The organism is Armatimonadota bacterium, from assembly GCA_016223145.1.
In the GTDB taxonomy this organism is placed as follows: domain Bacteria; phylum Armatimonadota; class Fimbriimonadia; order Fimbriimonadales; family Fimbriimonadaceae; genus Nitrosymbiomonas.
Genome location: JACRPN010000008.1, coordinates 267,750 through 290,903 on the forward strand (window position 1 = coordinate 267,750; position 23,154 = coordinate 290,903).

General features: G+C 62.2%; 22 protein-coding genes. 14 read left to right on the forward strand and 8 right to left on the reverse strand.

Annotation, left to right across the window (positions count from 1 at the left end; genetic code table 11):
* Positions 1 to 304 precede the first annotated feature (304 nt).
* From HZC36_06390 to HZC36_06410, 5 genes are all read left to right on the forward strand, one after another.
* Positions 305 to 1,585, forward strand: a complete 1,281-nt coding sequence (locus tag HZC36_06390; GenBank protein MBI5706601.1) for a flagellar hook protein FlgE — start codon at positions 305 to 307, stop codon at positions 1,583 to 1,585.
* Between the two features lie 152 nt (positions 1,586 to 1,737).
* A complete protein-coding gene (locus HZC36_06395) occupies positions 1,738 to 2,118 on the forward strand; it encodes a RidA family protein (GenBank protein MBI5706602.1) in 381 nt (126 codons plus the stop codon).
* Between the two features lie 136 nt (positions 2,119 to 2,254).
* Positions 2,255 to 2,647 (forward strand): four helix bundle protein, encoded by a 393-nt coding sequence (locus tag HZC36_06400; protein ID MBI5706603.1) that lies wholly within the window; start codon positions 2,255 to 2,257, stop codon positions 2,645 to 2,647.
* Positions 2,644 to 3,549, forward strand: coding sequence for a quinate 5-dehydrogenase (locus HZC36_06405; protein ID MBI5706604.1), 906 nt, complete (start codon positions 2,644 to 2,646; stop codon positions 3,547 to 3,549). Before HZC36_06400 ends, HZC36_06405 begins: the two co-directional genes overlap by 4 nt.
* 104 nt (positions 3,550 to 3,653) lie before the next feature.
* On the forward strand, positions 3,654 to 4,724 hold the full coding sequence (locus HZC36_06410) for a shikimate dehydrogenase (protein ID MBI5706605.1): 1,071 nt from the start codon (positions 3,654 to 3,656) through the stop codon (positions 4,722 to 4,724).
* A gap of 16 nt (positions 4,725 to 4,740) precedes the next feature.
* Here HZC36_06410 and HZC36_06415 read toward each other — a convergent pair whose 3' ends face one another.
* From HZC36_06415 to HZC36_06425, 3 genes are read right to left on the reverse strand one after another with little or no spacing between them, the layout of a single operon-like run.
* Positions 4,741 to 5,976: a hypothetical protein gene (locus HZC36_06415; protein MBI5706606.1), complete on the reverse strand. Its 1,236-nt coding sequence runs from the start codon at positions 5,974 to 5,976 to the stop codon at positions 4,741 to 4,743.
* Positions 5,976 to 6,530 (reverse strand): LemA family protein, encoded by a 555-nt coding sequence (locus HZC36_06420; GenBank protein ID MBI5706607.1) that lies wholly within the window; start codon positions 6,528 to 6,530, stop codon positions 5,976 to 5,978. Before HZC36_06420 ends, HZC36_06415 begins: the two co-directional genes overlap by 1 nt.
* Positions 6,531 to 6,579: 49 nt before the next feature.
* On the reverse strand, positions 6,580 to 7,131 hold the full coding sequence (locus tag HZC36_06425; protein ID MBI5706608.1) for a hypothetical protein: 552 nt from the start codon (positions 7,129 to 7,131) through the stop codon (positions 6,580 to 6,582).
* Here HZC36_06425 and purL point away from each other — a divergent pair.
* The 5 genes from purL to HZC36_06450 all read left to right on the forward strand — a co-directional run bounded on the left by purL (position 7,118) and on the right by HZC36_06450 (position 13,412).
* Positions 7,118 to 9,397, forward strand: a complete 2,280-nt coding sequence (gene purL, locus HZC36_06430; GenBank protein MBI5706609.1) for a phosphoribosylformylglycinamidine synthase subunit PurL — start codon at positions 7,118 to 7,120, stop codon at positions 9,395 to 9,397. The genes HZC36_06425 and purL overlap by 14 nt on opposite strands.
* 92 nt (positions 9,398 to 9,489) lie before the next feature.
* Complete coding sequence (locus HZC36_06435; protein ID MBI5706610.1) at positions 9,490 to 10,947, forward strand: tetratricopeptide repeat protein; 1,458 nt, start codon at positions 9,490 to 9,492, stop codon at positions 10,945 to 10,947.
* A gap of 5 nt (positions 10,948 to 10,952) precedes the next feature.
* Entirely contained in the window at positions 10,953 to 11,813 is an 861-nt protein-coding gene (locus HZC36_06440; protein MBI5706611.1) for an NAD(+)/NADH kinase, read from the forward strand.
* Positions 11,810 to 12,748 carry an ABC transporter ATP-binding protein gene (locus HZC36_06445; GenBank protein MBI5706612.1) on the forward strand — a complete coding sequence of 313 codons (939 nt, stop codon included), beginning with the start codon at positions 11,810 to 11,812 and terminating at the stop codon, positions 12,746 to 12,748. The genes HZC36_06440 and HZC36_06445 overlap by 4 nt, the downstream gene beginning before the upstream one ends.
* A 184-nt stretch (positions 12,749 to 12,932) precedes the next feature.
* Complete coding sequence (locus HZC36_06450; GenBank protein MBI5706613.1) at positions 12,933 to 13,412, forward strand: cyclic nucleotide-binding domain-containing protein; 480 nt, start codon at positions 12,933 to 12,935, stop codon at positions 13,410 to 13,412.
* Positions 13,413 to 13,416: 4 nt separating this feature from the next.
* On the opposite strand, the gene HZC36_06455 is transcribed toward HZC36_06450, so the two are convergent.
* The gene (locus HZC36_06455; protein MBI5706614.1) at positions 13,417 to 13,743 is read right to left on the reverse strand and encodes a hypothetical protein; all 327 of its coding nucleotides are present in this window, start codon (positions 13,741 to 13,743) and stop codon (positions 13,417 to 13,419) included.
* A 301-nt stretch (positions 13,744 to 14,044) separates the two neighbouring features.
* Between HZC36_06455 and HZC36_06460 the strand changes: the two genes are divergently transcribed.
* Complete coding sequence (locus tag HZC36_06460) at positions 14,045 to 14,431, forward strand: hypothetical protein (GenBank protein MBI5706615.1); 387 nt, start codon at positions 14,045 to 14,047, stop codon at positions 14,429 to 14,431.
* 136 nt (positions 14,432 to 14,567) lie between these two features.
* Positions 14,568 to 14,783: a hypothetical protein gene (locus HZC36_06465; protein MBI5706616.1), complete on the forward strand. Its 216-nt coding sequence runs from the start codon at positions 14,568 to 14,570 to the stop codon at positions 14,781 to 14,783.
* 390 nt (positions 14,784 to 15,173) lie between these two features.
* On the opposite strand, the gene HZC36_06470 is transcribed toward HZC36_06465, so the two are convergent.
* Positions 15,174 to 18,116, reverse strand: a complete 2,943-nt coding sequence (locus HZC36_06470; protein MBI5706617.1) for a prolyl oligopeptidase family serine peptidase — start codon at positions 18,114 to 18,116, stop codon at positions 15,174 to 15,176.
* A 64-nt stretch (positions 18,117 to 18,180) separates the two neighbouring features.
* Positions 18,181 to 18,801, reverse strand: coding sequence for a sigma-70 family RNA polymerase sigma factor (locus HZC36_06475; GenBank protein MBI5706618.1), 621 nt, complete (start codon positions 18,799 to 18,801; stop codon positions 18,181 to 18,183).
* Positions 18,802 to 19,075: 274 nt separating this feature from the next.
* On the opposite strand from HZC36_06475, the gene HZC36_06480 reads away from it, so the two are divergent.
* Positions 19,076 to 20,131: a redoxin family protein gene (locus tag HZC36_06480; protein MBI5706619.1), complete on the forward strand. Its 1,056-nt coding sequence runs from the start codon at positions 19,076 to 19,078 to the stop codon at positions 20,129 to 20,131.
* 91 nt (positions 20,132 to 20,222) lie between these two features.
* Here HZC36_06480 and HZC36_06485 read toward each other — a convergent pair whose 3' ends face one another.
* Both HZC36_06485 and HZC36_06490 read right to left on the reverse strand, forming a co-directional pair.
* A complete protein-coding gene (locus HZC36_06485; GenBank protein MBI5706620.1) occupies positions 20,223 to 20,642 on the reverse strand; it encodes a hypothetical protein in 420 nt (139 codons plus the stop codon).
* Positions 20,643 to 20,803: 161 nt separating this feature from the next.
* Positions 20,804 to 21,358, reverse strand: coding sequence for a hypothetical protein (locus HZC36_06490; GenBank protein ID MBI5706621.1), 555 nt, complete (start codon positions 21,356 to 21,358; stop codon positions 20,804 to 20,806).
* Positions 21,359 to 21,717: 359 nt separating this feature from the next.
* Between HZC36_06490 and HZC36_06495 the strand changes: the two genes are divergently transcribed.
* The gene (locus HZC36_06495) at positions 21,718 to 23,145 is read left to right on the forward strand and encodes a DUF1080 domain-containing protein (protein MBI5706622.1); all 1,428 of its coding nucleotides are present in this window, start codon (positions 21,718 to 21,720) and stop codon (positions 23,143 to 23,145) included.
* Positions 23,146 to 23,154 lie beyond the last annotated feature (9 nt).

A 23,154-nucleotide genomic window follows, 5' to 3' on the forward strand; every position in this document is an offset into this window, starting at 1 on the left:
CCGCGAACGACTCAGCGCCCACGCTGAACGACTCACGGTGTTCCGCGAGTGACTCAGCGCCCACGCTGAATGACCCAGCGCCCCCGCTGACTGACTCAGCCCTCGGGCAGGATGACTTGGCGCTCGGGCGGAAGGAGTCCCAACAACTTGTCGGCCGAGTCGGATCGGCCCAGACCCGCTTGCCTCAGCAAGCGAGCATCCCAAGCGGACGGACGGGATCGGGGTTCCTCCTCGAGCGTCCAGCCCAGAGCCAGAAGGCGCTCTGAGCACCGCTGCAATAAGACAAACGGAGGAATCTCAACTCATGCTACAAGCACTATTGGCCGGCGTGGCCAGCATCAAAGCGCAGCAGACGCGCATGAACGTCATCGGCGACAACCTCGCCAACGTCAACACGACCGCCCACAAGCGGTCCAGGGTCTCCTTCCAGAACATGCTCGCGCAGACGGTGCGTGGCGCTTCTCGCCCGAGCGCGTCGCAAGGCGGCCTGAACCCCATTCAGTACGGTCTTGGCGTCCTGGTGTCGGGAACAGATATCAACAACGAGCAGGGGTCGCTCAGCGCAACGAACCGCCCCACCGACATGGCGATCCAGGGAAACGGGTTCTTTGCGCTTAGCAGCGGAACAGGCACCTCCTATACGCGTGATGGGACTTTTGACCTGGACTCCCAGGGCGACCTGGTCCATCGGCCGACGGGCCAGCGGCTTCTTGGCTGGACGGCTAATAGCCTGGGCCAAGTGGACACGTCGGTCGCGATCTCCGGCTCCAACAGCCTCAGGATCCCGATTGGGCAACTCAGTGCGGTGCAGGTGACGTCGGATATGGAATTCGCCGGCAACCTCAATGCTGATGCCACTGCATCCGAGGAGTGGACGACGGTCACGCGCGTCTATGATGCCTTGGGTGGCCAGCACGACCTGCAATATCGCTTCTACAACCACACCCTTAACCCTGCGACCCCACCCGCTCCTCCGGGCGCGGTTTCAAGCTGGGATTGGGACGCCACAGTCGTGGGGGACACGACGGTTATCGGCTCCTCTTCCACGAGTGGTGAGCCGCTCTACTTCGATACGAATGGAATCCTGATCAACAGCACGGCGACCCACTCGGTCACGGTGCCTGCTGGGGCAGCCCCGGCGTTTAGTATCGAGATGGACTTCGCTGGGCTCTCCCAGCTCAGCACCGAAACGCAGGTTCAGATGAGCCGCCAGAACGGTTTCCCGCCGGGTTCGTTGCAGGGCTTCAGCATCGGCGCCGATGGCGTGGTGACAGGGCTCTTTACGAACGGTCTGACGCGAACTCTCGGCCAACTGGCCCTTGCCGTTTTCTCAAATCCGAGCGGTCTGGAACGAATCGGCTCGAACGCCTGGCGAGCGACAGACAACTCTGGCCTGCCGATCGTTGGCGCCCCGAGCTCGGGTGGCCGAGGCTCGATCAGTTCGGGATTCCTCGAGCAGTCGAATGTGGACATCGGAACGGAGTTCACGGATCTGATCGTGACCCAGCGTGGCTTTCAGGCCAACACAAAGGTCGTCACGACGGTCGATGAGATGCTTCAAGACCTACTGAACATGAAGCGGTAGGCTTGATCAAGGCCCTCCTTGCTCCGAAGCGGAGCAAGGAGGGCCTTTGTGCACGTCGTGGATCTGTCCCTCATCCCATCATCCCTTCAACCCATCATCTCAGCCACGGCCACCGCGGCGAATCGCACGAACGCCACGGGTAACCTCCTTGCATGACCCGAATCGTCGTATCCACCCCCAACGCGCCCGCCGCCATCGGTCCCTATTCGCAGGCGATCAAGGCCTCCGGCAGCTTCCTCTTTTGCAGCGGGCAGATCGCGCTCACCCCTGGGGGCGAACTCATCGAAACGAGCGTGGATGACCAGGCCGAGCAAGCCCTCAAGAACCTTGGAGCCGTGCTCGCTGAAGCCGGTCTCGACTACGAGAACGTGGTCAAGACCACCATCTTCCTCTCTTCGATGGAGCACTTCGCGACGGTGAATGAGATTTATCGCAAGTTCTTCAAAAACGACCCTCCTGCGCGATCGACCGTCGCGGTCGCGGGCCTGCCCCGAGGGGTGGATGTGGAGATTGAGGCGATTGCCGTGTTTTGATTGCGGATTGGGGATTTCGGATTTCGGATTGAGGGAGCCGAGTCCGATGGCCCGTGATGCCGTTGGGGGGACTGTAACCGAAGGTGCGATTCGCGTGCACAATCCGAGTAGGTTCTGGCGGAGCAGGTGAAAGAGCTTGACTAAAGAGCAGTTGAAGGATAGAACCAAGGCATTTGCCATCGAGGTGGTCGCGCTCGTTCGGGACTTGCCACCCGAGGTGGTCAACGACGTCATTGGGAAGCAGCTCCTGCGCTCCGGGACGTCGGTTGCCGCGAACTACCGAGCGGTTTGTCGCGCCAAGAGCAGAGCCGACGCGATCCCGAAGTTCGGTACTGTGGAGGAAGAGGCAGGCGAATCGATGTTTTGGCTTGAATTGCTCATGGACACGGGTTGTGATGACCCGCGCGTCGAGCAGCTTTGGAAGGAAGGCAACGAACTCCTTTCTATCTCGGTGGCCAGTATCAAGACGATGAAAGCTCGGTCTTCTGGCCAATCCGAAATCCGCAATCCCCAATCCGAAATCGTATGAAGCACGTCGTATCCATCTCGTTGGGGTCGAGTAAGGGCAACAAGTCCCACGTCGCCGAGATTTTCGGTGAAGAGTTCAAGATTGAGCGCATCGGTACGGACGGCGACCTGAAGAAGTTCGCCCAGATGTTCAAGGACTTGGACGGCAAGGTGGACGCTATCGGCGTCGGCGGGGCGGACATTTACGTCGTCGTCGACAAGAAGCGCTACGCTTTCCGCCAGATTCAGAGCATTGTGTCCGCGTGTAAGACGACCCCCGTCGTAGACGGCTCGGGACTCAAACACACCCTTGAACGAGAAACGGTCTATCGCCTGCAGCGGGAAGGGACGGTGGACTTCAAGAAGGAGCGCGTGCTGCTGGTGTCGGCCGTGGACCGCTTCGGAATGGCGCAGGCCCTCGCCGAACTTTGTCCCAACGTCGTGTATGGTGACCTCATGTTCGCCATCGGCCTGCCTATTCGCATCCGCAGCTACCGAGCAGTCCGGATTATCGGGGCGCTGTCTCTGCCCATCATCACCAAGCTGCCCTTCAAGTGGTTCTATCCGACGGGCGAGAAGCAGGACGTGCGAAAGCCCAAGTTCGGGTGGGCGTTCGACGAAGCGACCTTCATCTGCGGCGACACGCACTTCATCAAGCGCAGCGCGCCGGACAAGCTCCCCGGGAAGACCATCCTGACCCAAACCCTGAGGAAGGCCACTATAGACTGGTTCCGCTCCACGGGGCTGAAACGCATTATCACCACTACACCGGTCATGGGCGGCGAGACGTTTGCCACCAACGTGATGGAGGCGGTGCTGGTAGCCGCACTTGGCAAAAGGCCCGAGGAGATGACCGAAGCCGACTATTTGGGCGCTCTTGAGCGACTCGAATGGAAACCTGGCGTATTAGAACTGGAGGCTTGAGCATTGGGTATCGTCTCGGAGGCATCAAACGCTCCCGGAAGGGCCCAGCGCCATGCCTTCAATCTTCAGGCTCCGCCACCCAACCTGACAGGAACACAACGACCTTGACGCAATTTGCGTTTATCCTCCACCCCCTAAGGGCGCGCGACGCTGCCCGCAAGTATCCCATCGCCAAGTACTTGCCCGAATCCTGGGTCGAAGCCATCATCGCCAAGAAGCGGCCCATGGTGCTCAGCGAGATCAAGGGCATCCGTTCGGTTCATGGAGAAGAGACCTCCGGGTGGTTCATCGGGTTGCCGCTCACGCCCCGTCAGCTGACGCAGACGCTTCCGGTGGAGTTCGTCTATTCGCGGCTGCTCGAGTGTTGCCAGTTGGCCGGTGCCGAGGGCGCCAAAGTGATCGGCCTGGGCGCGTTTACGGCCGTGGCGGGCGATGCCGGGGTGACCCTGGCCCAACGGTCTCCAATCGCAGTGACCACCGGCAACAGCTACACGGTCGCTACGGCCATCGAGGGCGCGCTGAAGGCGTGCACTTTGCTTGAGATCGTGCCGGAGCGGTCATCGCTGGCGGTGGTGGGCGCGACGGGTTCCATCGGCAAGACTTGCGCCCACGTGCTCGGGCGAAGCTTCGGGCGCACGATCTTGATCGGCAGGGACCTCGACCGCACCAAAGCCGTCGCGGAGACGCTTAGAGGCGCCGAGGCCACGACCGACCTCAACCGTCTGCGGGAAGCCGATTGTGTGGTGACGGTGACTTCCAGCGACGCGGCGATCATTCTGCCCCAGCACCTGAGGCCCGGCAGTGTGATTTGCGACGTGGCGCGGCCCCGGGACGTTTCCTGCCGGGTGGCGAACGAAAGGCCGGACGTGCTGGTGATCGAGGGCGGGCTGGTCGAGGTGCCCGGCGACGTGAACTTCGGGATGAACTTCGGTCTCGAACCCAAGACAGCCTATGCCTGCATGGCGGAGACCATCATGCTGGCGCTGGAAAACCGCGCCGAGAGTTACAGCCTTGGAAAGGATGTCACGGTAGAACAGGTGGACGAGACCCAGCGCTGGGCACAGAAACACGGCTTTCGGCTGGCCGGCTTTCGGTCGTTCGAGACTGCCGTGAGCACGGAGTCGATCGAGCGTGCGCGCAAGGCGCGCCTCGCCCTGCAAGCACAAGGCGCATAGCGCGGGCGGAAGTCTGCTAGGGATCGGGGAGCGCCTTCTGGCGCGCGATGAAGCCATCGAGGCCGCGATCCTGCTTCAGTGAGAACACTTGCTTTCGGCCTATGGGCGTGGACCAGAGTGCCGCTACAGCCGCCTCCACCAGGTCTCCATCAAAAGCAGGGTCCAAGGACCGGACAATCGCCGCAACATCAGGCGCCAAACCGACTCGCCCCCTCGAAGCACGAAGCGCGGCAAGGCGGTCCTCCCGGTAGGACGACCGATACCCCTGCCAAAGGACCCGCTCCGCCAAGGGCGTTTTTGACGCCGCCGCCAGACGGATCCGCTCCCGAAGGTGCATGCCCTGTAGTCGAAGCGCCACATCCCCCGCCTCCTTAAGGGCATCCCAGACGCTGGCGGCCAGTTCCTCGTCCTCGACCAACCTCCATTTGGCGAGTTCCTCGACGGCGCTCACGGTCCCGATGCGCCCGAGCCCGGTTGCAGCTTGCTGGCGCAGGGGTCTTGGCGCGGTGGGATCCATGAGGATTCCTCGAGCCATCGATTCGGTCTTCGGGTCGCCGACGACCAGAAGCGCGCCGATGTATGGATCGCGCTTCTCCACTTCGGTTCGCTCGATCAAGCCGTTGAGCGCCACCACCGCCTCTCGCGCCCGCAGCTTCCCGAGTACCTCGGCAGCGGCCACTTTTGCGGTCTCGCTGGTGGACCCGAGCGCCTCGATCAGCACCGGAACAGCCGGGCTTCCGATCTCCTGCAGGAGCCTGGAGGCGTTCGCTCGGTGCGCGTCCGATTCCAGAAGCTTCGCCACGACCGGAACCACCGCCTGGTTCGACTTGAGCGCAGCAAAGACCCCGGCCGTCTGGTACGAAGAGGTCTTGTCGAGCTGCTGTGCAACGAAATCGGGGCGCGATTGGGCGATCCTGGATAGGCTTTCGGCGAGCGCCTTCCTGGCTCCGGGATCAAAGCTGTCGAGCAGGATCGCGCCGAGTTTGGCGACCTCCGGCTTTTGGTACTGACCTAAGTTTCGCGCGGCGCGCAGGCGCTGGCTTGGGCTCAGCTTCTCAAAGACCGGCAGGGCGTCGGGCCTCTCGGAGACGGCCACAAAGAAACGCTCCTGCTCGGGGCCCGGTGCGCGGGTGAACAGGTCGGCATCTTGGCCGGACTGGTAGCGAGAGAACGCCACCAACCCGGCTGAAAACAGGACGAGCGCCGCGAGGATCCGGGCTGAGCGAACGTGAGGCTGAGCCTCCTTCCGCATCAGAACTGGACCTTGACGGGTTCGCGCTCGACGGGGTTGTCAAGCTCGAACAGCTCTTTCGACTGGAAGCTGCCCATGGAGGCGATGATGTTCGTCGGAAACGCTTGCAGCTTGGTGTTGTAGCTGGTGACCACGTCGTTGTAGTACTGCCGCGCAAAGCTGATCTTGTTTTCCGTGGACTTCAGCTCTTCCTGAAGCGACAGCATGTTCTGGTTCGCTTTGAGGTCGGGGTAGGCCTCAGCGAGTCCAAAGATGCCGGTCAGGGCCGCTCCAACGGCCTTCTCGGCGGTGGCCTTCTCTCCCACGGTCTTCGCAGAGAGTGCCATGTTGCGTGCCTCTATGACCGCGGTGAGCGTGTCCTGCTCGAACTTCATGTACCCCTTCACAGTTTCGACCAGGTTCGGGATCAGGTCGTACCGCCGCTTGAGCTGAACGTCGATCTGTGCCCACGCGTTGGAGGTCTCTTGGCGCAAGCCGACCAGACTGTTGTAGGCCGCGATCCAGACTCCGAAGAAGATCACGACCAGAACGATGAAGACGATCAGAAATCCCATAGTTGTGCCTTTCTTGAATTCGTTGTACCTGGATACGTTGCCGCACAGATCAAGGTTTCGGCTTTCGTATGAGCTCGATGGGCCGCGGGTCAAAATCGCCCGGGTCGAGGAACTCAAGGGACCCGTTCTCAAGCGGTTTTATCATGAGGGACTGGTTTCGTTTGGCCGTCTCGGGGTCCATCGTCGAGAGGCTGCGCTGGGCGATGAAGCGCACGTCGAGCCTTGCGCCGCCGTCGCCATACGCGACGTTGCCTGATTTGGGGATGCCGGTCTGGAAGAGCTCAAAGGTGCCGTCGGGTTTCAGGGTGAGTTCGACCTTGCTGATGGACCGGATCGCGGAGGGGTCCTCGTTGGCGCCCGGTTTCAGTTCGCGATAGCCGATCCAGGTGCCGTTGTAGTCGAAGCGGGGGCCGCAGGAAACGGCCGACATCAGCGTGAAAAGAAATGGCAGTCCTACATAGACGAAGCGACGAATGTAGGGTGGCGCCAGCACAAAGGAGGCGGCTCTATCCTGAACGCCCATTCGACCCCAAAACGGGCCCCTCGCCACGCGAGGGAATAGCCCCCAAAACGCTATAATCCTCCCGATGGCGACGATCACGAAAGAAGTGTACTCCTCGATGGGTTTGACCGAATCGGAGTACGGCTTGATCGTCCAACTCATCGGCAGGACTCCCAGCTTGACTGAGCTTGGCATGTTCGCCGTCATGTGGAGCGAGCACTGCGGCTACAAGTACTCGCGGCCAGTTCTGAAGTTGTTCAAGAAGTACAAGGCTGCCATGGAGGGCTCGGGCCTCGAAAACGCCGGCATCGTGGACATCGGCGACGGCCTAGGGGTGACTTTCAAGGTCGAATCGCACAACCACCCAAGCGCCGTGGAACCCTATGAGGGCGCGGCCACCGGCGTCGGCGGCATCATCCGCGACATTCTGACCATGGGCGCGCGGCCGATCGCCTCGCTGAACTCGCTTCGCTTCGGGCCGATCCGAAACGGGGAGGCTGAAGAGCCGGTGGTCATGCGCAACCGCTACCTCTTCGAGCGCGTGGTGGCGGGCATTGGCGGCTACGGCAACTGTGTAGGCGTTCCAACGGTCGCGGGCGAAGTGGCCTTTCACCCGCGCTATTCGGGCAATCCGCTGGTCAACGCGATGTGCGTCGGGATCCTGAAGCTGGATGAGATCACCACGGCGGCGGCGAGCGGCGCGGGCAATCCGGTGATCTACCTCGGCTCCTCGACCGGGAAAGACGGGATTCACGGCGCGACCTTTGCCAGCGAGGCGCTTGGCGAGGACAATGAGGAAAAACGCCCCAACGTGCAGATCGGCGACCCCTTCGCGGAAAAGTCGCTCATCGAGGCCACCTTAGAAGCGCTGCAGACCGGCGCCGTCGTGGCGATTCAGGATATGGGCGCCGCGGGCCTTACCTGCAGCACTGTCGAAATGGCTGCAAAAGGCGCCGTAGGAATGGATGTCAGCCTCGACCTGGTGCCGGTGCGCGAGGCGGGCATGACCTCGAGCGAACTGATGCTCAGCGAGAGCCAGGAGCGGATGCTCGCAGTTGCGAAGAAGGGAAGGGAGCAAGAGGTTCTGGATGCCTTTCACAAATGGGGCCTTAACGCCGTCGTCATCGGCCATGTGACCGAAGAGCCGATTCTGAGGGTGCGCTATCAAGGCGAAACGGTGGCAGAGCTCGATCCTAGGCTCCTCGCCGACACCTGCCCGACTTACAGCACCGGGCCCGAAGAGCCTGCCTATTATCGGCGGGCCTTGCTGTTCGATCCGAAATCGCTCGCCGCCGCCGAACCCAACGCGGCATTGCTCAAGCTCTTGGCATCTCCCAACCTCAGCTCCAAGAGATGGGTGTTTCGGCAGTACGACCAGTCGGTCCAGACACAGACGTCGCTGCTTCCGGGCCAGGGCGATGCCGCGGTCCTGGCGCCGCGCGGAACCCACAAGGGCATCTCGGTCAAGATCGACGGCAACGGGCGGCAGGTGTATCTCGACCCCTATGTGGGTGGCATGCTGGCGGTGTGCGAGGCGGCTCGAAACGTGGCGTGTACGGGCGCGATCCCCGTCGCGGCCACCGATGGCCTCAACTTCGGAAACCCGCAGCGGCCCCACGTGTTCTGGCAGTTCAAACGCGCGGTCGAGGGTCTGGCCGAGGCGTGCGATGCGCTGGACACGCCGGTGGTCAGCGGGAACGTGAGCTTCTACAATGAGAGCGACCTGGGAGAAGTGCCTCCGACGCCGCTCGTGGGGATGCTTGGCGTGATGCCGGATGTCGAGAAGCGAATCGGGATGGCGCCGAAGTCGGGCGGGGGCCATTTGTATCTGCTGGCCACCAGCCGGAACCCGGTTCGCCAGGGCGGGCTCGGAGCCTCGGAATACGCGGCCGAAGTTTGCGGTGTGGAGGACGGCGTGCCGTGTGCTCCCGATCTGGCGGCGGAGAAGGCGCTGTGCCGAGTGCTGAGTCGGTGGGCGATGGAGGGGCGGATCGAGTGTGCCCACGACCTGAGCGAGGGAGGTCTGGCGGTGGCTGCGGCTGAGATCGCCCTTGCGGGTTCGACCGGCTTGGAGATTTCAATAGCGACGGGCGGGTCAGGGCACTTCGCCGGCCAACCCGGCGTGGCTTCGGCGCTCTTCGGCGAGGTGCCCGGCAGGGTGTTGGTGGGAGTGGCGGCGGGATCCCCGTCTCCGTTGGATGGGCTGTCGCCGGATGAGCGGGAGTTGCTCACGGTTGTGGCGGTTGGCGAGTTCGGTGGAGTGGGCCTCAAGATTTCGGTTGATGGGGGCGGCTGTGTCGATCTCTCGTTGGAGGATATGAAGGAGGCGTTTGAAGGAACCCTTCCCGCGTTGATGGCGCATTAGGAGGTCGTCCGGGCCCGCCGGATTTGTTACAATGGTTCAGCGCGTATCCCGTGCGGCGGCGAGCCGTCATGAACAGGAGTGAGGCGTTTGGCATGAAGGCACAGTTGAGGCTTCTATGGATCGTTCTGGCCCTGATGGGGGCTGGGCTCGCCGCCGCGCAGTCGGCCGAGGACCGCAAGTTCCTCGAGGACATTCGGGTGGCCTCGGAGAAGGTCCGGAACAACGACATTAAAGGTGCGATCAAGCTCTTCGAGGCGTTGGTTGCCCAAAGGCCCGACGACCCCGACGCGCTTCAGTGGCTTGGCTTCGTCTATCTGCGTGATGGCCGGCCCAAGGATGCCGTGCCGCCGCTGGAGAAAGCCGACGCCAAGCGCCCCGGCGACCAGCGCATCCTCAACAACCTGGGGAGCGCCTACCTTGATTCCGGGGAGTCGGCAAAGGCCCTTGGCAAGTTCAGCCAACTCGTGCAGCTCGACCCCAAGAACGGCATCGCTTGGTACAACATCGGCACGATTCGGCTGGAGAACAAGGAGTTCACCAAGTCGGTGGAGGCGCTCAACCGTTCGCTCGAAACCAGACCCACCGACGCCTTTGTGTTCAACAACCTTGGGTCCGCCCAGGAGGGGCTCGGAAGGCTGGAAGCCGCGGCGCAGAGTTTCTCCAAGGCCAGCAACCTCAGGCCCGACGTAAAGGCCTTTGCCGCCAACGCGGCCCTCACCTACCTCAAGCTGAACAAGCCGGCATCCGCTTTTTCGTTCCTCGAGCGCGCCTATTCGCTTGACCGAGGCGACCTGGACGTCACGCTCGCGCTGGCGACCGCCTATGTCCGCAACAACCGTCAAGCCGACGCGCTTCGAATCCTCGAGCAGGCCCTTAAGGACGGCCTCGAAAGCGCGGAGCTTTGGCATAACCTTGGCGTGTTGCGCGAGCGGGTGGGCAACAAGGCCGAGGCCGAAGCCGCCTACCGGAAGGCCATTGCGCAGAGCCCGAACGACTTCGACGCGATGACGAACTTGGGCCTGTTGCTCTATGAGCGGGGCGAATACGGCGAGGCCAAGGACCTTTTCGAGCGCATCACCAACCTGAACCCCACCAGCGTGAACGCTTTTGTGAACCTGGGCGCCGCTTGCGCGAAGCTTGGCAACATGGACGGCGCCATCGCAGCGTGGAAGGAGGTGCTGCACCGGGACGGTTCGCGAAACCAGGTTCGCCTCAGCCTGGCAAACGCGCTTTGGCAGGCGGGCGACTTCGACGGCGCGAAGTTTCAGTACCAGCAGGTGCTCAAGGCCAATCCGAAGTCGGCGGAATCGCTTTCCGGCATCGGGCTTTGGCATCTGAACGCCAACAAGAGCGCCGAGGCCATCGCCTCGTTCAAAGAGGCGATACGTGTGAGCCCGAGGTACGTGCCGGCCTACAACAACCTCGCCATCGCCTATGAGAGGCTGAACGACCGCGCCAACGCCATCAAGTTTCTGGAGCAGGCGCTCAAAATCGACCCCAACTTCGATGAAGCGAAGAAGAACCTGGAGCGGATCAAGGCGGGCGGATAGCGGCTGTGCGGATCCATCTCCTTCTTAACAAGCACCGACGCGATGCCGTTGATGCTGCCCGGTCAACCATCGAGATGCTAATGGCTCGCGGGGTGGAGGTGTCGGTCGAATGCGACGCAAAAAGCCTCTTTGGCACCTCCAGTTTTGAGCCGGAGGATACGGGTCTGGCAGACATCGTCATCTGCTTCGGGGGCGATGGCACGGTGATGCGCGCAGCCCACTTGTGCTCCGAAACCCGCACTCCGATCCTCGGCGTGTATTTCGGGCGCTTTGGGTTTGTCACCCAGTGCAAGGGCGAAGAGCTTGGGGCCTGCCTCAGCCAGATTCTCGATGGCAACCTGCGAACGGAGGAGCGGATGATGCTCAGGGCGAGCCTCGTGCGCGAGGGGGTCACCATGGCGGAGATCCATGCGCTGAACGACGTCGTTCTGCAGCGCGCAGCGCCGGCACGCATGATGACGTTTCGCGTGACCATCGACGGCGAGCGCGTCACCAGCTATCCGGCAGACGGCGTTTTGGTCGCGACCGCCACAGGCTCGACCGCCTACAATCTCTCTGCCGGGGGACCGATCATGGACCCCAAGGTAAGGGCGATGATCCTCACAGCGATCAGCCCCCACACCCTGAGCGCGAGGCCCCTCGTGCTAAAGTACGACTCTGTGATTCGCCTCGAACTCCAGACTGAAGGTGACGCCGTGCTGAACGTGGACGGCCAAACGAGGCTGCACCTGCTCTCAGACGACGTGGTGACGGTGCAGATGTCCGAGCGTGTGACCCAACTCGTCACCGTCGACCCTGCAGATTTCTTGGCGAAGCTCCGCGAGCGGCTGCTCTGGGCGCGCGTCGCCGAGCGGGGCCTCGAATGAGCGAGGTCATCCTGCGTGTCGAGGAGGCTGCGGTCCATTTTCCAACCCAGGGCGGCGTCGTGCGGGCACTCGACGGGGTTAGTCTGGAAGTGCGCAAGGGCGAGACGTTCGCGCTTGTGGGCGAATCCGGATGCGGCAAGACCACATTGGCACGGGCAGTGATCGGGCTGCAGCCCCTTCAGGGGGGCCGGATCGACCTCTTGGGAAGGGAGGTCAAGGGCGCCTCACGCGATTTGCCCAATCGAGTCGGGATGGTGTGGCAAGACCCATTCGCGAGTTTGGACCCTCGGTGGCCGGTGGAGCGCTCGGTTCTGGAGCCGGGACACTTGTGCGGGAAGGAGGTGGACCTCGATCCGCTCTTTACGGAAGTCGGCCTCGACCCGACGTTCAGGCCTCGCTTTCCGCATCAGTTGAGCGGCGGCCAGCGTCAGCGGGTTGCGATCGCCCGTGCGCTTGCGCTCAAGCCTCCGCTCGTGATCTGCGATGAGCCCACAGCGGCGCTCGACCTAAGCCTGCGGGCGCAGATATTGAACCTCCTGCGCGACGTTCAGGCCGACATGGGCTGTGCGTTTCTGTACATCTCCCACGATCTGACGACGGTGCGGTTCCTGGCCGATCGGATCGCGGTGATGTACCTTGGGCGGATTGTTGAATCCGGTCCGACAGAGCAGGTCTTTAGGGATCCCAGGCACCCCTATACCCGGGCGCTGCTCGATTCGGCGCCGACGCTTGAGACCCTCGGCCGACTGCCTGTAGGAGTGGTCGGCGAGCTGCCAGACCCGAGAACCAAGTTCCTGGGATGTAGGTTCGCGCCCCGCTGCCCAAACGCCGGAGAGGACTGCAAGCAGGCTGATCCGGGCCCGACCCAAGTTGGCGAACGGCTCTTCCACTGCTTCCATCCGGTCGGGGTGGAAGCGGCGTCTGGGGCGAGATAGGAACACAGGGATAAAGGGACAAAGGGACAGAGGAGCGCTGCGCCCTTCTCCTGGTCCCGACTTCATCGGAGTCTCCGATTCGTTATCGTTCACCGACGCCTTCGGCAAGCTCGCGGCAGGCCTCGCCCCAGCGCGAGGGGCGGATCGAACCCCATCCGTTCGTCTTCGGATAGAATCTCGGCCTATGATCCCCGCCGACCTGATGCCCACCTTTGCCAAGAACTACCTCCTCTGCGGCCTTCCTGATCGGGTCATCCCCGAGCTTGCTGAAATGGCAGAGCTTGGGGCCTGCGAATCCGGTGCCAGTTTGGTTGAGAAGGGCCAAAAGGGAAGCGACCTCTACGTCATCCTATCCGGGCGGCTTCAGGTTCTCTCGCCGCAGGGCGACAAGCTGGCCGACGTGGAGCCAGGGAGCATGGTGGGCGAAGTGGCCCTGGTGGACGATCAGCCCAGGTCCGCGGACGTAGTCGCGATCGGGCTAACGAAGTTCGCGCGTCTGCCTGCCGCAGAGCTGAGGCGCTACATGGCGCAGAACCGCGAGGTGGGCTTTGTGATGCTCGCCAATCTGGCGCGGGTGCTCAGCATGCGGCTGCGCAACGCCTCGATCGTCCTGGAAGACCTTAAGGAAAAGGCCTCGCAGGACCCCTGGCGCTACGCTCTCTGAGGCTCTATATGGCGACGGCTTGCCCGGCAGTAGCGACAGCTGCGGTGGCGGCGCTGGGGGTGGGCAGGAGCATTCGCAGCAACCTCTCGACCTCTGCGTCTGGGCAGGTTGCCATCGGCGAACCGTCCAGGAGCGCGTAGAAAGCGAGGGTCGCGCGTCTGCGGCCTGAGATCGCCGCAGCCGCCGGAGAGGTCTTGATCAAGTCCTCTTCGATGCCGTGAAGCAGCTCGAAAAACGCGCGCCGCCTCAGCTCGACGGGGGTCGCCTGCGCAAAGAGCGCCTTGTGTGCCTTGGGGAGCCTTCTCTTTGCCTCCGAGGCGAATGGTTCCAAGTTTAAGAACACCAAGCTAGATGCTGTCGTTACCGACATGGGGCTATCTTACGGCTTTGGCGGAGAACAGGCGAACAGAATATCTTGGGGTTTTCCCCAAGAAACCCACCGATTTATCCACGACCTCCTGTCGGGAAGTTGCCAGTGCCGATTTCCTCCTTGAATTCTCCAGACGCATAACACGTTGGGTACGAACCCCATTTTTGCAGAATTGCTCCGTGCAATGCCGATATTTCAGGAGTTTCTGGGAACAACCTAGCGTCCAGGGCGTGCTAATGAATAGGGGTCGACAGTCGAAACGATGGAGATCATCCTCTGGATTCTGGTGTTTGCGTGGGGCACGGCCTTCGTGATGGGCTACACCTTCGTTCTGTATCGGTTTGGGAGACGCCTCTGCGATAGGACCCCTCAACGCTGGCCGCAATGGCTGGTGATGGCGGCGATTGGGTTGTTTTCGTTGGCGGTTGGGCTGCTGGGCTGGTTTGCGCCTGGGGGCCCGTTCGCGCAGATCGCGACGGGCATTTGCCTTACCGTGTTGCATTGCCAATCGATCTGCGTGGGGTTCTACGCGGGTCGGGAGGTGCGCCACCAGGAAGACTCAAGACGCTGGTTCAAGAACACCGACGATTGGCTCGCCGAATGGGAGTGCCGGGAGGAGAGGAATCCTGGCGAATCGGGCACGGTGTAGCGGTGCCGAGGGGCCCGTTACGGCGGCGAATGTCAGCATGATGGGCGCGGTCTGGCCCGTGTTGCCCCCTTGATGTCTTGGCGGATGGCGGCCCCCTGTCGGTACCGAGTGCCCCATCTATGGAATAGAACCCTGGATGGGCTTCAATTCTGTTGGCTCAAGTGGTCTGGCGCTGATAAACCAGGCACAGGCCCGCATGGCGGAGGCCGCCGAAGCGCTTTCTTCTGGCGACGGAGACTTCGTGCAGGGAGTGGCCGATCTCTCCCGGGCAAAGCTGGAGATGCAGCTTGGAGTCAAGCTGGCCCGCGCGGCCGACGATGCCCTCGGGACGCTGCTGGACATCCTGGCGTAGGAAACCTGTTAGGGACAAAGGGATAGGGGGACGGCCGGCCCGTATCCGCAGAGCCTGCAACGAATTGGGATTCTGGACAGGCGAATTCTTGAACTCCTCGCTCTAGGGATTCCTCTCAAAGACGCAAAAGTGCAAAGGTCCGCAAAATGCCGGCGCTCCCCCAGGGACCGTAGCCGCCGGTTCCGTGCCGGCGCTCTGACGTTATCTTGGCCTACCGGCCTTCTCGCTCCCCCAGGAATCGTAGCCGCCGGTTCCGCGCCGGCGCTCTGACGTTATCTTGGCCTACCGGCCTTCTCGCAAAGGCGCGGAGGCTGGACCAGACGCCCTCACCCGGTTCGCTTCGCCCACCGACTTCTCCCCGTCGGGATCGGTGATTCCAATCGCCAGGCCCTATCCCCCGGCTTTCTTTTCCCCAGCCGGAGGCATCTCCAGGCCGAAGGTCTTGCCTTTCTTGACCGCCGGAACACCCTCCGCCATCCAGACTGGCGCGGGGGCGCCCTTCAGGTAGTGGTCGAAGAACTGCTGCAGCCGCACGGAAAGGTCCTTCTGGTTCTTGCGCATCGTCAGGTTGTGGTCCTCGTTGTTGTAGACCAGCATCCAGACCGGTTTACTGAGCCTTCGCAAAGCCGTGAAGAACTCGATGCCCTGGTACCACGGTACGGCGCCGTCCTTGTCGTTGTTCATGAGCAGGAGCGGCGTCGTGACCTTGTCGACCCAGAAGATGGGCGAATTTTCCATGTAGCGTAGAGGCTTCTCCCAGGGCGTGCCGCCGATGCGGCTTTGGCCGTGCTCATATTGCATCTGCCTTACCAGACCTGATCCCCACCGAATGCCGCCGTAGGCGCTGAACATGTTGCTCACCGCCGCGCCGGCGCCGGCTGCCGCAAACAGGTTGGTGCGGGTCACCAGATACGCGATTTGATAGCCACCCCAGCTCTGCCCCTGCACGCCGATGCGTTTGGGGTCCACGTAGGTTCGGTCGAGCAAGTTGGTCACTCCCGGAAGCACGGCGTTCACGCAGCTCTCGCCGGGATAGCCGATCTTGTAGGGAATGTCGGGGATAAACACGAGGTAGCCGTTGCTGGCGAACATCGTTGGGTTGATCGTGCTCGCGCTCGGCGAGGGCGAGCGATACCGGAACAGGTTCTGCGAGTCGCGCTCATAGAAGTACACGATCATCGGGTACTTCTTGGTGGGATCGAAGTCCTCGGGCTTGATCAAGAGGCCTTGTAGCGGAATGCCGTCGAGCGAGGTCCAGCTCACAAGCTCCGAGGTCGCCCAGTTGTATTCCTTCTGCTGGGGGTTCGCGTCGCTCATCCTCTTGCCGTTGGCGAAGGTGAGGTCGGAGGTCCAGATGTCGGGGTATTCGCTGAACGTCTGGCGGCTATAGACCACGTTGTTGGCGTTCTTGGCCTTTCCGCTGAACGTGAACGCGTACTTGCCCCAGAGGAGCTTGACCGGGCGCTCCTCGACGCCCAGGGAGTCCTTGAGGAACCCGCTGGCCTTGGTGCGCTGGTCGAAGCCATTGAGTAGGAGCTGGGCGTTCGGCGCGAGGAAGTCCTCGTCGGGGTTGGTGTCGATCACGCGGAGCGTGATCTCCCAGTTGCGGCCGTAGCCGTCGGTGACGCACACCGGCTTTCGCGAACCCGAGGGGTCGCAGAGCCAGATGTCGTACTGATCGTAGACCAGCACGCCCTCGTCGCCCTTCAGCCAGCCACCCAGACCCTGGGGCCCTGGCAGGTCGGGGTGGTCGTCGTCCACGTCGTGGACGGGCTGGGGTACGTCCTTGGTGACGTTCACAACGCGCCCGGAACGCACGTCGCGCGCGAACCAAGCCTTGGCCTCGCCATCGAACCAGACCGCATAGCGCGAATCGGGTGAGAGCGAGATGCCATTCTTGGCTCCCTTCCGGACTTGGGTCTTCGTGCCGGTGCGGACGTTGACCAAGTACGAGTCCACGACGCCGGGGTCCCACGAGGCCGACACGCCATACGGGTCGTCGCTGTTCGTGACACCAAGGTCGGAGTCACCCTTCGAGCCGACGGTGACCGAGTCCGACTTTTCGTCTTCGATCTGTCGGATGGAGCCGTTGTCCAGGAAGATCAGGGCGTCGTACGTCTTGTTTCGATCGGCTGCCATGCGAAGAAGCTGCACGGGCATGAGCGGGGCGTCGCGCCAGCTCCAGATGTCGAGTTCGGCTTTCTCCTCGTCGGTGGCCGCGGGCTTGTCCTTGGGTTCAGGCTCGGGTTTTGGCGCAACGGGGAAGAACAGGCGGTTGCCCGATTCGGAGAAGCGCAGAGAACCTCGATTGGGGATCCAAAAGCCCTTCTGGATGGCGGGGTTGCCCTCCTTGACTTTCTGCTCGGCGTCCTTCATGTGGGGCGCCCAGAGGTACACGGAGTAGGAGGGCTGGTCGGCGGCGTAGTCGTCTCGATCCGAGAGGAATGCCACCTTGCCACCCTTCTTCGAGAGCGTGACGAGCGTGTAGTGGCCCATGCCCTTCATCGCCGTGACGGAGTCCTTCTTCTGGAGGTTGTGGACCACGACGCCGTCGGTCTCGCCTGTCTTGGAGGAGATAGTCGTGACCAGGGTGCTGCCGTCTTCGGAGAACTGGTAGTCCACGACGTCGGCGATCTTGGTTTCTTCACCGGTGGCGAGGTTGCGCACGATGAGCTCTGAGCCTGCGGGGTGGTCCTTCTTCTTCTCAGGCTTCTTGGGCTTGGCGGGTTCACCCTGCTTGATGGGCTCCGCGGGCTTTGCCGCCTCGGTCTGCTTTGCAGGTGGAGTTTGGGTTGGTGGCTTGGCTTCGCCGCCGGCTTCGGGTTTCTTTTCGTCCGGCTTGGCGGGAGGGGTGGGGGGCTCTTCGAGCTGATAGGCGATGAAACCGGCGTCGTCCGTGGCCATCTTCCAGGCCTTCACGCGCTCGAGGGTGGTCTGCTTGCCGGTGGAGAGCTCCAGGATGCCGAGAGCGTTCTTGGGCTGGTCCTTGGGGGCCTTCTTGTCCTTCTTGGCCTGGTCCACGTCGGCCTTGGCGGGCAGGATCGTGAAGAGCAGGAATCGGCCGTCCTTGGTGAAGCGTTGGCCGCTGCCTCGGGCGATCTGCTTCTCCGATTCGCCGCCGGTGCTCTTCACATAGAGGACGCCGTCGCCGACCTGCGGGAAAACGCCGAACGCCAGCCATTGGCCGTCGCGCGAGAGCGCGGGCAGGCGGACCGACTTCCAGCCGTCATAGACCGAATGGTCGAGGGGCTTTTTGGCCTGCTGCCACCCCACACTTTGGCCCAGGGCCAACACAAAGACAAACCCGGCGAGAAGCCATCGACTGCGACGCATACCCATACCCTCCTGAGGTGATGGGAACGCTACCCGAAACGGAGGGGGCGGTGTGAAGGGTTGGCTATCCCAAATCCGTGCAGACCCGCATCCCGCAGCCGCAGGACTTTTCGCGGCACTTGCGTGCAGCTTCGACCCTAGCGCGGAGCTGCTTATGTGCACGGTGGAGCCGCGAGCGGATGGTGCCCACCGGCTTGCCCATGATCGCGGCGATGTCCTTGTAGGGCATCTGCTCGATGTCGGCCAGCGTGATCAGGGTGCGCTGCTCCTCGGAGAGCGCGTCCAAGGCTGCCTGAAGCTCCTCGCTGAAAGAGCCACCCAACAAAATCTGTTCGGCGCTGGGACTTTGGTCCGCCATGTCGAAGAAAACGGTGTCGTCGCTGCCCTCGCGCTGGAGCGGCGCGTCATAGCTCATGGCCTGCACGCGGCGCTTGCGAGCGCGCAGAAGGTCGAGGAATAGCCGCGTCACGATACGGAAAATCCAGTTCTCGAACGGCTTGTCGCCCTCATAGTCGGGGAAGCTGCGGTAGGCTCGGTAAAACGCCTCTTGGGTCAGGTCTTCGGCATCCAGCTTGTTGCCGGCGAGCCGAAACGCCAGGTTATAAACCTTGCGATAGGTCTCCTGCATGAGCGCGTTGAAGCGGCTCTCTTCCCGATAGTCCAATTCCTTTGCGATAGTGGCCATTGTTTTTGCGGTGCCCGAATCCGGGTCCCTCACACTGTAAGGAACCTGAAAAGACCGACGAAAGTTCCCTCGATCTGTTCGGTTTGGGTCCCGAGATTATGACGCACCTTCGCCGAATAAGGTTGCATGTGCAACAAAATGGTGAGAAGAATGGCAAACTATTGTCCTTATTTGTTGGCGGTTGGTTGCGCATTTCATCCGGGAAGCCTGTGCTCCTACAGACCTTTGGGCTATGAAACGATGAGGAGTCCGGTACGTCCAGCCATAATCAGCCATGATGCGAACAGTCACCCTTATTTTTGCGGGCGCAGCCCTCGCGGCCGCTGCCTTCGGCGACGACGCCGGAATCGGCCCGGGCTCAGCAGCCCCGGCGATGGACGTCAAGGCCTGGTTCAAAGGCAAACCCGTCACCAAGTTCGACAAGAACAAGACCTATGTCGTCGAGTTTTGGGCCACGTGGTGCGGCCCCTGCAAGACCAGCATCCCGCACCTCACCGAGCTCGCCAAAAAGAACGCCGATGTGACGTTCGTCGGTGTGAGCATCTGGGAAGACAACAAGGATGGCAACATCCAGAAGTTCGTGGACCAGATGGGCGCCAAGATGGATTACAGCGTCGGATGGTCCAGCAATAAAGAAGGCATGGCCAAGACCTGGATGGAAGCGGCCGGCCAGAACGGCATTCCCAGCGCGTTCATCGTCAAGGGCGGGCAGATCCAGTGGATCGGCCATCCGATGACCATGGGTGAGCCGCTTGCGCAGATCAAATCGGGCAAGTTTGACCTGGCCAAGTTCAAAGGGGAATTCGACAAGCAGGCCGAGGAGAGCCGTCAGATGATGGCCGCCAGGAAGGACCTTCAGGCAATCCAAGAGGCCTACAACTCGGGCAAGAAGCAGGAGGCCAAGGACCAGCTCGACGCGTTGGTGAAGAGGATTCCGAGGTTCGCCGAGCAGGCTGAGACGATCAAGTTTGGTTGGCTCGCTGTCGAGGACCCCAAAGCTTGGGAGGCCAAAGCCGAAGAACTGAGCAAAGCCGGCAATTGGATGTCGCTGGTGGACTACGCGCTCACCGTTTCATCGGTGCCCAACGCGGACATGGCGATGCCGTGCAAGGCCATGGATCTAGCCGTGAAGGCAACCAGCGAAAAACACCCGATCGTGCTCTACTACGCGGCGATCATGTTCGAGCGCGCCAAGGACTATAAGAAGGGCCTGGAATACGCGGGCAAGGCGCTCGCCGCCATTCCCGGCAATGAGATCGAGAAGGACGGCAGCTTCAAAGACGCCGTCACGAAACTTCAGCAGAACTTGACGCAGAAGGCCGGCGGCTGAGCAACACACGAAGCTTCAAAACCTGAAGGTGCTGAGGCATGGCGAAAGGCTGAAGAGAAGGGGAGGCGACATCGCCTCCCCTTCTCTGCATTCATGCTGTCGAGGTTTCGAGTTTCTTTAGGATCTCGTCCACCTTTGTAGCGATGTGGGTCAAGGCTTCATGGTCCGCGTCGGCCTTGGCCTCGCGCTTGCGGTCGGCTTTCATCTGGGACCGCTGAAGCGCCGGCAGGGCCCACCACTGAATCCATGAGCCGGAGATCACGCCGAGCGTGACCTTCACGTCGGTGCTCATGGGGATCACGAGGAGCGGCACGATCAGCGCGATGTCGAACATCACCATGGAAGCCAGCACGTGGTCAGAGAGCCAATCGAGCACTTGGTCGTTCTTGCGGACGATCCAGGGCTGCCCTTCGTGGAACTCCCGGCGGGTCTGTCGGAGCCTGCGGATAGGGTGGTGGACTTTCGGGTGGCCGGCCGGCTGAAGGTTCGAAGAAATAGAGCCAGATTCCATGATCTATGGGAACCAACGTCCCAGCAGGGCGGTTCGCACCGGATTTGTCGGGCAACCGGCAAACGGCATAGAGCCTGGGGTGGCCAAACGGCCATCCCAGGCTCTATGTAGCATTCTGGCGCCAAGCCCCGGAAGCCGTCCTGCGACCCTTGGCGAGGCGGCTAACGGCTCCTGCGCCTTAGCAGCAAGAGCCCCGCTCCCAGCACGGCCAAACCCGTCGGCTCGGGCACAAACTCATACCTGAGGCGGACGCCGTACCAGTCGGCGCCGCCAGGCGGGTCGTCATTGAAGTCGAGAACGGTGTTGTAGCCGTTCATCGAGCTCGGCCCGTCATGGAGGGTCAGGCTGTAGCGTGCGGCCAGAACCTCCCAGCTGAAGATCGAGTCCATCAGAGGCGCCGGAGGGACCAGCCCCGTGAACACGGACGAGTAGGCTCCATAACCGGTGCCGCCGGGCCAATCGGGGTACCAAGGGTAGTTGGTCAGGACGGGGGCGCCGTCGAGGGTCGTGCTGATGTAGGTAGGGTCGTTGTGCCCGTCCTCACGGCCGGGAATGTTGTAATCCCAGTGTCTCCAGAAGACGTTGGGGCCCTGGACGTACAGAAAGTCGCGTCCGTCGATCCAAGCCCAGACCTCGACGGTGACGACCGTTGCCGAGGCTTTACCCGGAAGGAACGCCATCGCGGCAAAGGCGACGGCGCCTAGAAGGCGTTTCATTTCATTCTCCTTTTGGAGCCCGAAGTCAGGAGACCTCAAGGTCTCGACCGCGCGTCAGACGTCCTGAAAAAGGTTCGGGCATGCGGCGCGCCGACGATGGCTCCGCGTGGATCAGGGTACTGCAGCGCGGAGCCCGCGCCCGCTGGTAATTTTGCCTGTCGCTCCATACATCGGAGTCAGGATTTGGGTGGGAGTTTGGCTGGGCTGCACCCTTAGTGCTGAAGTAGGCAAAGGTGCTGAGGCAGGCAGGGGGATGGCTTGGCGATCTGCCGCTCGCCATCGAATGAGGGGAGTTATGTACACTCCCAGGCATGTCTATCGGCGCAAGTTCTGCCAAGCGAGGGAATTCGATCAGGCAAATGAGCCCCCTAACCCTGATCCTTATGGCCTTCGCAGGAGTATTTGCTGTTCCCGCCTGCGCTCAAGAACGAACGAGCCTGCTCCCAGCCGCCAACCTCACGGGCTGGGTTCAGCGCGGAGGGAAGGCAACCTACGCCGTCGAAGGCAAAGAGATCGTGGGCTCGGCGGTGCTCAACACTCCCAACTCCTTCCTCTGCACCGAGAAGACCTACGGCGACTTCATCCTGGAGTACGACTTCAAGGTGGACCCCAGGCTGAACTCCGGCGTGCAGATCCGCAGCGAGTGCTTCGACCATAGAACGCAGGTCGACTGGCAGGGCAAGACCGTCAACATCCCCGCCGGACGCGTGCACGGCTACCAGGTCGAGATCGACCCCGACGCCAAGCGCGACCGCTGGTGGAGCGCGGGCCTTTACGACGAAGGCCGCCGCGGGTGGCTGTATCCCGGACCGCTGGGCGGCGACGAGAAGGCGTTCACCGAGCGCGGGCGCAAGCTGCTCAAGCATGGCCAGTGGAACCGCGTCAAGGTCGAAGCCATCGGCGACACCATCAAGACCTGGCTGAACGGCAAGCCTTGCGCCGAGATCAAGGACGCCATGACCCTCCGCGGGTTCATCGCCCTGCAAGTTCACAACATCGGAAACGACGCCACCATGGCCGGCGCGCAGGTGCGCTGGCGCAACCTCAGGATCACCGACCTCGATCTCAAACCAAATACGCTTAGCCCGCAAGAGAAGAGGGACGGCTGGAGGCTGCTCTGGGACGGCAAGACCCCCAAGGGCTGGCGCAGCGCGAAGGGCGAGGACTTCCCCAGCAAGGGTTGGGTGATCGAGGACGGCGTGCTGACGGTGCTGGGCAGCGGCGGCGGCGAATCCGTCGCAGGCGGCGACATCGTCACCCGCGAGCGCTACAGCCAGTTCGAGCTGCTCGTGGACTTCAAGATCACGCCTGGCGCGAACAGCGGCATCAAGTACTTCTGCCAACCGAACCTGGACCCCATCACCGGAACCGGCGCGAAGGCCGCCACCGGCTCGGCCATCGGCCTGGAGTTCCAGATCCTCGACGACGAGCGCCACCCGGACGCCAAGCTCGGCCGAGACGGCAATCGCACCGTCGCCTCGCTCTACGACCTCATCCCGGCATCCGCCGGAAAGCACGCCTATCCGATCGGCGAGTGGAACACGGCGCGGATCGTCGTGCGCGGGAGCCACGTCGAGCACTGGCTGAACGGCCGCAAGGTGCTCGAATATGAGCGCGGCTCAACCGCTTTTCGAGAGCTGGTGGCGCAGAGCAAGTACAAGACGATCCCCGGCTTCGGCGAATGGCCGGACGGGCACATCCTGCTCCAAGAGCACGGCGACCGGGTGAGCTTTAGGAGCATCAAGATAAGGGTTCTGGGGTCACAGAACCGTGATCCCTTTCACTGAGAACTGATC

Excerpts from the sequence above, each read along its gene's own strand:
- HZC36_06390 (MBI5706601.1), top strand. The coding sequence starts at position 305 with ATGCTACAAGCACTATTGGCCGGCGTGGCCAGCATCAAAGCGCAGCAG.
- HZC36_06395 (MBI5706602.1), top strand. The coding sequence starts at position 1,738 with ATGACCCGAATCGTCGTATCCACCCCCAACGCGCCCGCCGCCATCGGT.
- HZC36_06405 (MBI5706604.1), top strand. The coding sequence starts at position 2,644 with ATGAAGCACGTCGTATCCATCTCGTTGGGGTCGAGTAAGGGCAACAAG.
- HZC36_06415 (MBI5706606.1), bottom strand. The coding sequence starts at position 5,976 with ATGCGGAAGGAGGCTCAGCCTCACGTTCGCTCAGCCCGGATCCTCGCG.
- HZC36_06420 (MBI5706607.1), bottom strand. The coding sequence starts at position 6,530 with ATGGGATTTCTGATCGTCTTCATCGTTCTGGTCGTGATCTTCTTCGGA.
- purL (MBI5706609.1), top strand. The coding sequence starts at position 7,118 with ATGGCGACGATCACGAAAGAAGTGTACTCCTCGATGGGTTTGACCGAA.
- HZC36_06435 (MBI5706610.1), top strand. The coding sequence starts at position 9,490 with ATGAAGGCACAGTTGAGGCTTCTATGGATCGTTCTGGCCCTGATGGGG.
- HZC36_06445 (MBI5706612.1), top strand. The coding sequence starts at position 11,810 with ATGAGCGAGGTCATCCTGCGTGTCGAGGAGGCTGCGGTCCATTTTCCA.
- HZC36_06450 (MBI5706613.1), top strand. The coding sequence starts at position 12,933 with ATGATCCCCGCCGACCTGATGCCCACCTTTGCCAAGAACTACCTCCTC.
- HZC36_06460 (MBI5706615.1), top strand. The coding sequence starts at position 14,045 with ATGGAGATCATCCTCTGGATTCTGGTGTTTGCGTGGGGCACGGCCTTC.
- HZC36_06465 (MBI5706616.1), top strand. The coding sequence starts at position 14,568 with ATGGGCTTCAATTCTGTTGGCTCAAGTGGTCTGGCGCTGATAAACCAG.
- HZC36_06470 (MBI5706617.1), bottom strand. The coding sequence starts at position 18,116 with ATGCGTCGCAGTCGATGGCTTCTCGCCGGGTTTGTCTTTGTGTTGGCC.
- HZC36_06475 (MBI5706618.1), bottom strand. The coding sequence starts at position 18,801 with ATGGCCACTATCGCAAAGGAATTGGACTATCGGGAAGAGAGCCGCTTC.
- HZC36_06480 (MBI5706619.1), top strand. The coding sequence starts at position 19,076 with ATGATGCGAACAGTCACCCTTATTTTTGCGGGCGCAGCCCTCGCGGCC.
- HZC36_06485 (MBI5706620.1), bottom strand. The coding sequence starts at position 20,642 with ATGGAATCTGGCTCTATTTCTTCGAACCTTCAGCCGGCCGGCCACCCG.
- HZC36_06490 (MBI5706621.1), bottom strand. The coding sequence starts at position 21,358 with ATGAAACGCCTTCTAGGCGCCGTCGCCTTTGCCGCGATGGCGTTCCTT.
- HZC36_06495 (MBI5706622.1), top strand. The coding sequence starts at position 21,718 with ATGAGCCCCCTAACCCTGATCCTTATGGCCTTCGCAGGAGTATTTGCT.